General features: G+C 51.6%; 12 protein-coding genes and 1 riboswitch. All 12 genes read left to right on the forward strand.

Annotated features, from left to right (window positions below; translation table 11 throughout):
• Positions 1–161 precede the first annotated feature (161 nt).
• A riboswitch (cyclic di-AMP (ydaO/yuaA leader) is annotated at positions 162–340 on the forward strand.
• Positions 341–670: 330 nt separating this feature from the next.
• The 12 genes from DQG23_RS40880 to DQG23_RS40935 all read left to right on the forward strand — a co-directional run bounded on the left by DQG23_RS40880 (position 671) and on the right by DQG23_RS40935 (position 11,827).
• Positions 671–1,759: a 3D domain-containing protein gene (locus DQG23_RS40880; protein ID WP_113036828.1), complete on the forward strand. Its 1,089-nt coding sequence runs from the start codon at positions 671–673 to the stop codon at positions 1,757–1,759.
• A gap of 370 nt (positions 1,760–2,129) precedes the next feature.
• Positions 2,130–2,675 (forward strand): ribonuclease M5, encoded by a 546-nt coding sequence (gene rnmV, locus DQG23_RS40885; protein ID WP_113036829.1) that lies wholly within the window; start codon positions 2,130–2,132, stop codon positions 2,673–2,675.
• 585 nt (positions 2,676–3,260) lie between these two features.
• A complete protein-coding gene (gene rsmA / locus DQG23_RS40890) occupies positions 3,261–4,136 on the forward strand; it encodes a 16S rRNA (adenine(1518)-N(6)/adenine(1519)-N(6))-dimethyltransferase RsmA (RefSeq protein WP_113036816.1) in 876 nt (291 codons plus the stop codon).
• Between the two features lie 93 nt (positions 4,137–4,229).
• Positions 4,230–5,123, forward strand: a complete 894-nt coding sequence (gene yabG / locus DQG23_RS40895) for a sporulation peptidase YabG (protein ID WP_113036817.1) — start codon at positions 4,230–4,232, stop codon at positions 5,121–5,123.
• 445 nt (positions 5,124–5,568) lie between these two features.
• Entirely contained in the window at positions 5,569–5,844 is a 276-nt protein-coding gene (gene veg, locus DQG23_RS40900) for a biofilm formation stimulator Veg (RefSeq protein WP_113036818.1), read from the forward strand.
• 209 nt (positions 5,845–6,053) lie between these two features.
• Positions 6,054–6,239: a small, acid-soluble spore protein, alpha/beta type gene (locus DQG23_RS40905; protein ID WP_113036819.1), complete on the forward strand. Its 186-nt coding sequence runs from the start codon at positions 6,054–6,056 to the stop codon at positions 6,237–6,239.
• 478 nt (positions 6,240–6,717) lie between these two features.
• Positions 6,718–7,572 (forward strand): 4-(cytidine 5'-diphospho)-2-C-methyl-D-erythritol kinase, encoded by an 855-nt coding sequence (ispE, locus tag DQG23_RS40910; protein ID WP_113036820.1) that lies wholly within the window; start codon positions 6,718–6,720, stop codon positions 7,570–7,572.
• A 359-nt stretch (positions 7,573–7,931) separates the two neighbouring features.
• On the forward strand, positions 7,932–8,765 hold the full coding sequence (gene purR, locus DQG23_RS40915) for a pur operon repressor (RefSeq protein ID WP_113036821.1): 834 nt from the start codon (positions 7,932–7,934) through the stop codon (positions 8,763–8,765).
• Positions 8,766–8,767: 2 nt separating this feature from the next.
• Positions 8,768–9,160: a RidA family protein gene (locus DQG23_RS40920; protein ID WP_113036822.1), complete on the forward strand. Its 393-nt coding sequence runs from the start codon at positions 8,768–8,770 to the stop codon at positions 9,158–9,160.
• A gap of 114 nt (positions 9,161–9,274) precedes the next feature.
• Positions 9,275–9,559 carry a septation regulator SpoVG gene (gene spoVG, locus DQG23_RS40925; protein ID WP_113036823.1) on the forward strand — a complete coding sequence of 95 codons (285 nt, stop codon included), beginning with the start codon at positions 9,275–9,277 and terminating at the stop codon, positions 9,557–9,559.
• A 103-nt stretch (positions 9,560–9,662) separates the two neighbouring features.
• Entirely contained in the window at positions 9,663–11,054 is a 1,392-nt protein-coding gene (gene glmU / locus DQG23_RS40930; RefSeq protein ID WP_113036830.1) for a bifunctional UDP-N-acetylglucosamine diphosphorylase/glucosamine-1-phosphate N-acetyltransferase GlmU, read from the forward strand.
• A gap of 158 nt (positions 11,055–11,212) precedes the next feature.
• Positions 11,213–11,827, forward strand: coding sequence for a 50S ribosomal protein L25 (locus tag DQG23_RS40935; protein WP_113036824.1), 615 nt, complete (start codon positions 11,213–11,215; stop codon positions 11,825–11,827).
• The last annotated feature ends 973 nt before the right edge of the window (positions 11,828–12,800 follow it).

Below are 12,800 nucleotides of genomic sequence, written 5' to 3' on the forward strand. Positions count from 1 at the left end.
GCTATTGAGATACAGAGAGTGTGGTGGGTGTTACGTTTAAAAAACGATATAATTTAGCCTAATTGGTTCGAATTTTCCGTTTTTAAATAGTTCAATACCTCTTTACAGGATGACTGCGACAGCGTAATATACTCTTCATAATAACTTAATACCGATGCCAATTTTCCAATTCGCTGAGTTTCCGTATGGGAAACGGGGGAACCGAAAATAACCTTTCGCGTATTTGCAGCGGGGGTTATGGTTAAAGGGGTGAATCGCAGATTCCGTAAGGATATCCGCGTAGGGCGACTCTCACGTCCGAATCCGTCAGCTAACCTCGTAAGCGTTGACGAGAGAGGTAACGATTGTCGTGCACAGCATTTGATGATGCTATTTCAGCCACGAGAAGAGTTCCTCTTCTTGCGGCTTTTTTCGTTTCCTAAAAGTACCATTCGATCAATACGGACAACTCAATAACCTTATCCTGGAGGTGAAGCGGGGAGCATAACCGTCCGTTTCGACGTAAGGCAAGAACGGAAATTGGCTGCTTGAGCATGAAACCAAAAAAAACCTTAGTCACGTCACGATCATAATCATGCATAAAAGTTGACGGCGGGGCTTTGAAGGAGGACCGAATGAAGTGGGCGATACCCAGCTGCTTGAGGACACCCATGTAAGACGATCATCCAGCATGACCTTCGCATTGCGTTGGAAGCATGAAAATGTGCGTATCATAAGTATTATCGCGTTGATCTCTATTGCGCTTACTTTCATGTTTTTCATGTTGTTGTACGGTACGGCTACCAAAAGCGTATCTGTGGTAGTTGACGGGAAGGAAACCGTTGTGAAAACAAAGCAATGGACCCTGCAACGCCTACTGGATGAACAAGCCATTTCGATTGGCGAGCACGATCGGGTGTCTGCCGGCCTTGATACGCGTATCAAGAGCGGAGATTCTTTCACGATTGATTTTACCTCACCAGTTGTAGTGACGGCCGATGGAGAGACGAAGACTTTGTACACAACCGGGAAAACGGTTCGTGGTGCACTGCAGGAGTATAATATATCGCTAGGTACGGAAGATAAAATTTCTCCGGGATTGGATGAAAACATTTCAGACAATTTGTCGGTCAAAATCGTCCGTGTCACCAAAGAGGTCGAGGAGCATACCGTTCCGATCGCTTTCGAGACGGAGACGAAGAAGGATGCCAATCTGCTGAAGGGTAAGGAAGAGACCGTTCAGGAGGGCAAGGAAGGTACCAAGCTTGTCCAGAAGCAGAAGGTATACGAAGACGGCTCTTTGGTTGAAGAGAGCGTAGTCGCGGAAACCGTGCAAGCGGCAAGCGTCAATAAAGTTGTAGCCATCGGAACGAAGGTCCCTGTCGTTCTGCCGCTCTCGGCATCTTCGCCGTCAGTGGACGATGTGACGAAGAACGGAGTCAAGTTCGGCTATAAGCAAATCATGACAAATGTGACATTAACGGCCTATACCGCCGATAATGGCAACAAGACGTCCAAGGACCCTTATTACGGTAAGACTTATACCGGTACGACGGCTACGGAAGGACGCACGATTGCCGTAGATAAGAGCGTCATTCCGCTCGGCTGGTGGGTATACATTGAAGGAATCGGCTTCAGACGCGCCGAGGATATCGGTTCTGCCGTAAAAGGAAGCAAAATCGACGTTTTCTTCGACAGTCCGGATTATGCCGTAAAGTTCGGCTTGAAGCGGGGCTACACGGTATATGTGATCGGACCAAAGAAGCCCGAGACCGATTAAGAAAGATGGGATTGGCCGGCAAGCCGGCATTCCTGTTTCATATATGGATTTGATGAAGAGGCGTGATGGATACGTCTCTTCTTTGTTATGCGGCGATTCCGGTGTCTGGCATTTTGTTTAAGTCCCGCATGAAGTACATTCTCCGTTGATTGTCCGATCCCCGGTAACGCGCTTTCAAAAAGACGTCGAAGCGTTTCATTTATCCTCGATTACCGTAAAAGTTATTCTCATATATATAGACGCCTTGAAAAAGCGTTTTGTTGCAAGAAATCGGGCTTATCGGACAGATTATTTTACATATGGGTGCTTTCATGGTACGTTGATAAAAAACGGAAACGGCAAGCTGCAGTCGGAAAGGACAATCGGTAATATGATTAAAGAAGTCATCGTGGTGGAAGGCAAGGACGACACGACGGCCATTCGCCGTGCTGTGGAGGCGGAGACAATTGAAACGGGCGGGTCGGCCATCAACGAAGACGTTTACCGCCGCATCGAGCTGGCGCAGCAGAAGCGCGGGATTATTATCTTCACGGATCCCGATCATGCGGGAGAGCGGTTAAGGCGTCTTATCACGGCGCGTGTGCCGGGCTGCAAGCATGCCTTTCTGTCGCAAGAGGAAGCGACGAAGAAGGGGGATATCGGGATCGAGAACGCTTCTCCGGAGACGATCCGCAAAGCCCTTGCGGCGGTGAAGACCGACTATACGCAGGAGCAGTCGCAAATCGATTGGGAGGATTTGATGGAGGCGGGCTTGATCGTCCATCCCCAGGCTTCCCAGAACCGGATGGAGATGGGAAAACTCCTCGGAATCGGGTATGCTAACGGCAAACAGTTTTATAAGAGATGCCAAATGTTCCAAATCACCAAGGAACAGTTCGCTGACGCGCTCGCCCGGTTACGGCAAACGGAGAATTGAGCTCCGTTTATGTGGACGTGGCCGATGGCTCTCCTGGGCAAAAGTGGTATGATGGATGGCCGCAAGAGGTTTAACAGCCGACGTGTGACCGAGCACCGAGCGCCGGGAAGCATGTCCGAATAGAGTAAGTGAGCTTCATGACGAAGTCGTGACGCGGTTCATAGCGGTTGGTGTGGGCAGAAGACTTGGTGTGGCTGATTGCTCCAATAGGCATAAAGTGGCGGAAGAACGGAACCGTGGAGCGTGTCTATGCTAAGAATCGGCCTAGGGATTCTTAAATGGACGGAAGCGGATAGTTATATGATGTGGGATCGAAGACGGCCCCGTGGGAGTACGGTATTTTACGGGGTCCCGGGGCGTAGCGCCGCATTGCTTCAACTCGGAAAGCCCTGAGTTGAAGCAATAGGGGTCCTCTCCTTGGGAAGGGGAGGATTTAGGAGGGGTCGGAAAGCTTTTAAGAAGTTTGAGTTTGAACGGTTGAAATGGTTTGGGAAGTTTTTGAATAGGTTTGAGGTTTTAGTTTGTAAATTAAGTTGTGAAAAATTAGTTTTTAAAAACCCCTTATAAGGGGCCGGGGGATCAGCTATGAACGTCGATATCGCGACACCGAGTCGCACGAAGGAAGTTATTCAGAAGTACGGGTTCTCCCTCAAAAAAAGCTTGGGGCAAAATTTCTTGATCGATTTGAATGTGCTGCGTAAAATCGTCGGGGCGGCCGAGCTTGACGAGACCAAGGGGGCTTTGGAAATAGGGCCTGGCATCGGCGCCTTAACCCAGCAGCTTGCCAAAACGGCCGGCAAAGTGGTCGCTGTGGAAATCGATCAGAGGCTGCTGCCGATATTGGCCGATACGCTGGGCGGCTACGAGCATGTTAGAGTCGTTCACGGCGACGTATTAAAGCTGCCGCTGGCCGAATTGTTCCGCGAGCAGTTTGAAGGGGTTACGGGAGTAAGCGTAGTAGCCAATCTTCCTTATTACGTGACGACGCCGATCGTCATGAAGCTGCTCGAAGAGCGGCTGCCGCTCGAGAATATTGTCGTTATGATTCAGAAGGAGGTCGCCGAACGGATGGCGGCATCGCCGGGCGGCAAAGAGTACGGCAGCCTTAGCATCGCCGTTCAATACTATTGCGAGCCGGAGCTGGTTACGATCGTGCCGCACACGGTCTTCATTCCGCAGCCGAACGTCGATTCGGCCGTCATCAAACTGAAAGTCCGGAAGGTGCCGCCGGTAGCGGTTGAGGACGAGCGGTTTTTCTTCGAGGTCGTTCAGGCGAGCTTCGCCCAGAGGCGCAAAACGATTGCCAACAACTTGTCGGCAAAGTTTTTTACGAAGGAAACCAAAGGGGCGCTCGAAGGCATTCTGCAAAGCTGCGGAATCGAGCCGTCGCGCCGGGGCGAGACGCTCTCCATTGCAGAATATGCGGCGCTGAGCAACGCTCTTCGTGCTGCGCTGCGCTAGGAGCCGGTACTAGCCGCTGGAAGCGAATTTCCGAAGTGCATACACCAAACGCCTAAGGAGGCCATAGGATAAAGACTAGGAGGCGATTTTGCGATGCGGCAAGGTGACCTTGTAGTCAGAAAATCCTATAACGGGGATATCGTATTTCGGATCCAGCAGCTTACGCAACAAAAAGCGCTGCTTAAAGGGACCGACTTCCGCCTGCTGGCGGATTCGCCCCTGACTGATCTTTCCGCCCTTAGCGAATCGAGCCGGAATCGTTACGAGGAAGAGATGAGAGTCAAGGTGGCGGAATCGGTCCGTCGAATGGAGCAGTTTCGCAGGGGGCAGGTCGATCGGAACCGCGCGCTGCTTAAGCAAGAGTTGAGGAATACGCACCCTTATTTTGAAGTGCCCGGAAAAGTGCTCCATTTGGACGGGGACCAATCCTACATGCACAAAAGCATGGACCTATACAAAGAGCTCGGCGTGCCGGCGCAAGGGTTTTATGTGCCCGAGTCGCAGATGGCCGATACGCTGCAGAGACTGCTGCCTCAGCTAAGGCCCGATATTGTCGTCCTGACGGGACATGACGGCCTGGTCAGAACGCGGAATGCGGAAGGCGCGAGAAATTTGTCCAGCTATAAAAACTCGCATCATTTCGTCAATGCCGTCAACGTAGCGCGTCAATATGAACGGAATCGCGATGCGCTCGTCATTTTCGCAGGCGCTTGCCAATCCCATTTCGAAGCGCTGCTGATGGCGGGAGCCAATTTTGCAAGCTCCCCCCGCCGCGTGTTGATTCACGCTCTTGATCCGCTGTATATCGCTTCCAAGGTGGCGCTGACGCCGATTAAGGAAACGGTGCATATCGTCGACGTCATTCATCATACGATGAGCGGCCTTGACGGGCTGGGCGGAATCGAAACCAGAGGGAGCTATAGAATCGGGCTGCCGAGCCTGCAAGCAGGCGAAGCGTCGTACCCGCAAGCGAATTCCTTGACGTGAGGCAAGTAACGGGATAAGACGCCTGCAATACGAGGGCTTCGGGCTGCCGTATGTCCGGCAGGCGTGCGAATCTCCTTTTTATGCCGCCCGCCGCTGCGCAGACTCTTACGTTCCAAAAAGTTGACTTATGATCACGGAGATTATCGGGTCGCGGACAGGTTTCTCGGTGCTGATAAGTCGACTTTTTGAGCGGCCTTTTAAGACGAGCTGTCAGGGCAGCATGCTTTTCGGAGAAAGCAGCGGGTTAATTTTACGCTTCAGAAAGAAAACGCTTTAAGTTTTGAACGTTTTGTGAACGTTGTTCAATTTTTTTTTTTTTTTAAAATACGCAATTGTAGGAAAAATGCCGTTGACAATAGATTTGTGTGGCTGATATAATATTTGGCTAATTTGACATACTACCTCTGAATGGGTTATACTCAATTAGGAAAGAGGTGGTAGCTACATGGCGAAGAATGCCCTGTTGGAAATTAAACGCAGTATGGAGCCACACGTCGGACAGAAGATCGTGCTACGGGCAAACGGCGGACGCCGCAAGACCGTCGAGCGTTCTGGTGTTTTGGAAGAGACCTACCCTTCTGTATTCATCGTCAAGCTTGATCAGGAGCAAAGCGCGTTCAAGCGCGTTTCCTACAGCTATGCCGATATTTTGACCGAATCCGTTGAAGTGACCGTATGCAATGATGACGGACAAGTCCGGATTACTTGTATTCAGCATTAAGCATTAAGTTGCCACAGATACACAGCAAAGCCCGCTGACGGGTTTTGCTGTTTTTATTTGCACGGCATAAAATCTATCACTCGAAACTTGAAAATAGACAGACGGGCTTTGCGTAAAAATGGCGCTCCTCGTTTTTAGCGCAAGAATACGTATTTTGCCGGCCCTTTTCACATACTAAGCCTAACCTGCAGCAAAGGAGGGTGAATGCGATGGGACGCAGAAGACGCAGCGTTATGTCCGAGCAGTTGAAGTATGAGCTTGCTCAGGACCTCGGTTTTGCCGATACCGTCAAACGCGAAGGCTGGGGCGGCATAACGACGAAGGAAGCGGGCAACATGGTGAAACGGGCCATACAGCTTGCGGAGCAATCGGTATCCAATCGAACCCCGCGGTAATCTCGCCTTTCAGAAAGCCGGTTAACGGGGCAGTTTCGTGCCGAGAGCTTGTGGGGCCGCGACAAAACCTCAACGGGCGTAAAACGGTGATGTGAGGCTTTGCATGGCACGTGAGCTTCATGACGAAGTCTTGTCGGGGTTTTTAGCGGTTGGCGTGGACAGGGCGCGTGACGCGGCTGATTACGTCTGCCGCACGGCTTAAGCGCGCGGATGTTCCGGGAAGAAGGGCAGCCGAAGGCCAACAGGGCTTTGGCTGCCTTATTGGCGATGAACCGGCGCAGGCGTTATCCTTCTCTGTCGTTCATCGTTCCATGCGCTTTTCCTTCGGGAAGGACGGTTCCCACGGCTGCCGATACGCGTAGCGGCAATGTCCGAAAGATGTTTTTCTAACGGCGGTCTGATATAATGTGTTAAGTTATACATGGATTCGCCAGACGGCTAATCGCGAATGCTAATGTGCTGACAAAGGGTGTTTGCAATGAAAGTGTTGGAAAAAGCTCCGGCTAAAATTAATTTATCCCTTGATGTACTTCATAAACGGGCGGACGGCTATCATGAAGTGGAAATGGTCATGACTATGGTCGATCTTGCGGACAGGCTCGAGATGCAGGAGCTGCCGAGAGACACGATTATCATATCCAGTCAGGCCGGCTATATCCCGCTGGATGAGAAGAACCTTGCCTTTCAGGCTGCCAGACTGATTAAAGAGCGGTATGGCGTGAAGAAGGGCGTTTATATTCATCTGGATAAGAAGATTCCCGTTGCGGCGGGACTTGCGGGCGGCAGCAGCGATGCGGCGGCGACGCTGCGCGGCTTGAACCGGCTTTGGCAGCTCAACATTCCGACGGAAGAGCTGATGCGGCTCGGCGCCGAGCTGGGCTCCGACGTGCCTTTCTGCGTGACGGGAGGGACGGCGATCGCGCGGGGCCGAGGGGAGCTCCTGGAGCCGATCGAAGCGCCTCCGCAGTGCTGGGTTATTTTGGCCAAACCGCCGATTAACGTTTCCACAGCGGACGTATACGGCAGGCTGAATGCGAAAGCGATCAAGAACCACCCTTCGACGGCGGAAGTGCGGGCTGCGATCGAGGAAAGGCATTTCGAACGATTATGCGCCTCCCTTGGCAATGTCCTGGAGGAAGTGACGCTGGATTTGTATCCGGAGGTCCGGCAGCTGAAGGATTGCATGATAAAGCTCGGCTCGGACGGCGTCCTGATGTCGGGAAGCGGGCCAACCGTTTTCGGGCTTGTGGCCAAAGAAAACAAAGCGGCCAGAATTTATAACGGACTGCGCGGTTTCTGCAAGGAAGTGTACGCCGTTCGGCTTCTTACCTGACAGGCTAAGCCGGTTTTTACCCCTCGGGGCATGCCGCTCCGGATTCCGGACTACATAGCTTGTTATATACTGCAATTGATTTCTCCACCTCGCGCTCCGCAATCGCTTCTTTTCCTTTTCAACTCAAGGATTACGCCTTACGGCGTCTTCCGACGGCATGCGTTTAACGGGACGATGAACAATCGAAGGAGGATATCTTTCGGAATTGTTGAATAAAGCCGTATGAAAATGATATATTCACTATATAATATTCGGATTTTCGCCGGGTTCGGTTAGGCTTGGCACGTGCGTTCCCCCGGAGACGCTTAGGTTTATGTTCGTGAAGTGCGTTTCCTTCGGAAACGCTTTAGGGAGGCGCTATGAAAAAACTTAAACGAAGCGCAAGGCTGGTAGAAATGACGCAATACTTGTTGAGCCGCCCCCATACGCTAATCCCGCTGACGACTTTTGCGGAGCGGTATGGCTCGGCCAAATCGTCGATCAGCGAAGATCTTGCGATCATTAAGGAAGTAAGCGAGGAAGAAGGCTTAGGCGAGCTGCTGACGCTTGCCGGCGCGGCGGGAGGCGTGAAATTCGTGCCCAAGGTGCCGCAAGAGCAATCGCTGCAATTCGTGCAGCATATTTGCAGATTGCTTGAGCAGCCTGAACGTATATTGCCGGGCGAATTTATGTATATGTCCGATATTTTGGGACAGCCCGGGATTTTGAACGAAATCGGGAAAACGTTTGCTTCCGCTTTTTATCGCCGGGACTTTGACGTAGTCATGACGGTGGAGACGAAGGGGATTCCGCTTGCTTACGCAACCGCTTCTTATTTGAATTTGCCGGTCGTGATCGTACGGAGGGACAATCGGGTGACCGAAGGCTCCGCCGTCAGCATCAACTACGTATCCGGCTCCAATAAGCGGATCCAAACGATGTCGCTTGCCCGCAGGGCGCTCAAAGAAGAATCGAGAGTGTTGATTATCGACGACTTCATGCGAGCGGGAGGAACGATTCGCGGCATGATGGATTTATTGCAGGAATTTCGCGCTAAAGTGGCGGGAGTAGGCGTGTTTGTAGAATCAGGCGAGGTGGACGAGCATTTGGTCGACGATTACGTTTCGCTGGCCAGGCTGAAGGTTGTCGATTCGCGAAGCCGGCAGGCGACGGTCGTGCCGGGAAATTATTTTGACGTTAAGGATGGAGAATGAACATGAAACCCGTACAGATCGCAACGAATGAAGCGCCGGCCGCTATCGGCCCGTATTCTCAAGCTATCGCGCTGGGAAATCTTATCTTTACTTCCGGACAAATTCCGCTCGCTGCAGACGGACAGCTTGTCGAGGGCGGAATTGCCGAGCAGACGCACCAAGTATTTCGCAACCTTCAAGCGGTGCTCGCAGAAGCGGGAGCTTCGTTCCAGGACGTCGTAAAAGCGACCGTTTTTTTGAAGGATATGAATCAATTTTCGACCGTCAACGAGATCTACGCATCGTACTTCGGCGACCATAAGCCGGCACGCTCAACCGTTGAAGTGGCGCGGCTTCCGAAGGATGTTTTTGTCGAAATCGAGCTGATCGCATCGAGAAATGTCGAAACATTATAAAAACTAAAAATAATTCGAAAATTTTTCTGATTTGCTTCAAAAAAAAGAAGGAATTAACGTAAATTTGTGGAATATTACCACCAAGTCCTTGATGGAAAAAGGTGGTGAACACAAGTGCAAATTACAGATGTACGACTCCGCCGCGTTAACTCCGAGGGGAGAATGAAGGCGATTGCATCGATCACGATTGATAACGAATTTGTCGTTCACGACATTCGCGTAATCGACGGCAATAACGGGATGTTTGTTGCGATGCCGAGCAAGCGTACGCCGGACGGCGAGTTTAGAGACATCGCCCATCCCATTTCTTCTACTACTCGCGAGAAAATTCAAGCTGCTGTATTGGCTGAATACGACCGTGCTGCGACAGAGGAAGATGTAATTGAAGAAGGGGCATGATTTGCAGGAAAGCCGAGAGAGCCTACAAAGGCTCTCTTTTCTTTTGCTCCGGAGTGCGTTATATTCATAGTGGAAAAGGATTGGGAGAAACGGAGTGATATTCGTGAAAATATTCAGTATCGTGCTTGCCGCAGGGCAAGGCAAACGCATGAAAACCAAAAAACACAAGGTGCTTCATGAGGTATGCGGAAAGCCGATGATCGAACGTGTCGTCGGCATCATCGAGCGCATTCGCGCGAGCCGTCAAATCGTCGTCGTAGGATATGGAGCGGAGTCCGTTCAAGCCTATTTGGGAGATCGGGTTGAATTCGCGATGCAGCATGAGCAGCTCGGAACCGGGCATGCCGTCTTGCAGGCAAAGGACCATCTGGAAAATGAGGAAGGCATTACGATCGTCGCCTACGGCGATACGCCGCTGCTGCGCGAAGAGACATTGACACGCATGATTGAAATGCATAAAGAGCAAGGTGCCGCTGCCACCATTATGACCGCGGTAGTTAAAGATCCGTCCGGGCTGGGTCGGATCATCCGTACGGAAGAGGGCTACGTAACCGGCATCGTCGAGCAGAAGGACTGTACGCCGGAGCAAGCGCTCATTCCCGAGATCAATGCGGGCACCTACTGCTTCGATAATCGGAAGCTGTTCGCGGCGCTTGCTCAAGTAACCAACCACAACTCGCAGAAAGAATATTATTTAACCGATGTGATCGAAATATTCAACCGCCAGGGCGAGACCATTATCGGCTGCTGTTCGGAAGATCCGACGGAAGCGATGGGCGTCAACGACCGAATTCAATTGGCGGAAGCCGACAAGCTGATGAGGGAGCGTATTTTGCGCAATCATATGCTGAACGGCGTATCCATCATTGATCCGGCGAACACATACATAGAGGATGGCGTTGAAATCGGCATGGATACGACGCTGCTCCCGGGCTGCGTGTTGAAAGGAACGACGCGAATCGGAGAAGACTGCGTAATAGGACCCTATTCGGAGCTCGTCGATGCGACGGTTGCGGATCAAGTGGATATTAAGCAATCCGTGTTGCACCAGGCTTCGGTCGGCAGCCATTCGTCGGTCGGGCCGTTCGCTTATTTGCGTCCAGGTGCAAAAATCGGCGAGCATGTCAAAATCGGCGATTTCGTGGAAATCAAAAATGCGACGATCGGCGAGGGAACGAAGGTATCCCATTTGACGTATGTCGGCGATGCGGTCGTCGGCAAAAACGTCAATTTCGGCTGCGGAGCGGTAACCGTAAACTATGACGGCTTTAACAAACAGATAACCGAGGTAGAGGACGATGCGTTCATCGGCAGCAACGTCAATCTGATTGCGCCGGTCAAGATCGGCAAAGCGTCTTATGTCGTAGCCGGGTCGACCATTACGAACGAAGTATTCGAGAACGATGTAGCCATCGCAAGAGAGCGCCAAGTGAATAAAGCCGGATATGCGGAGAAGCTCCGCGAACGGTTCAGGGCCAAAAAAACGCGCGAATAGGCGACCGTTTTCGGCGAACGGGTTATAAGCTGTTTGGATTTTCCTCCATTTGGGTAAAGTAGAAGGTAGCAATATGCCTTGACCGGCTTTCCGATGCGGCGGCGATTCATGCGTCCTTCGGACCGGCGCAAGGAATTTACACCAAGGAGGCTCCAAACATGGGTATGACATTGAAGGCGGAAGCCCGTCCGCTATCCACCAAGTCGGAAATAAAGAAGCTGCGGGAAAACGGTAAAGTTCCCGGCTCGGTATACGGCAAGAAGATCGGCAGCGCCTCGATCGCGATAGACGCGAAAGAGCTGCTCGCGTTGCTGCGCAGCAATCCGCATGCCATTGTGGAACTGGATATTCCGGGCGCGGGCGTTCAGCCGGTCATGATTCAGGATGTACAGCGGGAGAAGTTGAGTCGGACGCTGCTTCATATCGATTTTCATCAAATCAATATGAACGAGCCGGTGCGCACGACGGTTGCCGTCGAGCTCACAGGCGAGGCTGAGGGCGTTAAATCCGGCGGTATATTGCAGGTGCAAATGCATGAAGTCGAAATTAGAGGTTTGCCTGAACGGATTCCTAGCGCCATTACCTTCGACGTGAGCGGACTGCAGATGGGCGACCTCCTCCATGCGGGCGATCTGCAGATGCCTGAAGGCATCGAGCTAAAATCGGCGCATGAAGATATTGTCGCTACGATCTTGGTGCCGCAGAAGGAAGAAGTTTCGGCCGAGGATCAGGAAGAAGCTGAACCGGAGATGAAAGAAACAACTCACGTTTAGGCCTGAGTATTTATTGATACGTATCAAAAAGGGCTGCGCCGTTATTCGGTGCAGCCCTGGCTGTATCTCGGAAGGCCATGCATGCAGCGCATGCCAATTAGTTCCGAGGCGGCACAAAAAGGACCGGGCTTAAGCCAAATCCTCTCCAAAAGCCCAGAAAGTATATCCTTCGCTGATTGTTCGATTTCCCGTTCGATTTCCCGGTAAACGCGCCTGTCCTTGGCTTATGCTTACGAAGGGGGCTATCCCAAAAGGGACGCTCAAGTGAGCGAATCCCACAAACGATGTGAAAAAACCTTCAAAACCACTATGTTAGTGGAAATGAAGGTTCTTGTGTTATACGAATTCAAGTGTGAAGTGGAGCCGAAAATTCCGAAAACGACTTTGGGACAGCCCCTTGTCCTTACGCACTGTTATAGCTCATTCCTCTATATACTGTAGTCCGAAATAGCCCACTTGGGGCAAGGAATCGAGGTTCGCCTTACGCTGGAGTCCGAATTTGCCGGCTTGGAGAACGGATTCACCGTAATGCCAAGCAAAATACCCGCTGCAAGCAGGCGTTTTCGGACTACAGGCGGGGAGAGAAGCAGTACTCGATTCCAAGTGGGTAAAACCGGACTACAGCGCATGCCAAGCAACGATAGAGGACGGGCAAGAGGGTATGAAGGCCGGTTAGAGACCGGTAACTGTGAAAAGGTGATTGAAAGCACCGAAGGCGAACAAGAGGTAACGGGTATGGGAGCTTGTAAAGGAGCTTCGCTACGGGCAGCCGCCTTTGAAATCGTGTTTCTATCTCGTAATAAGTTCAAACAAACACGATTTCAAGCGGTTATAGGTCTATCCCCATTCCCCCCCCCGCGTACATACGTCATGCTGCGCACATAAAAAAGGACCGTCCGGCGAATTTGGTCAAGACCCTTATTTGTGGACACTGTAAAAAGCCCTAGGCAACAAGCTGGCGTCGGTACTCAAC

Source organism: Paenibacillus contaminans (assembly GCF_003285015.1).
GTDB lineage: Bacteria > Bacillota > Bacilli > Paenibacillales > NBRC-103111 > Paenibacillus_V > Paenibacillus_V contaminans.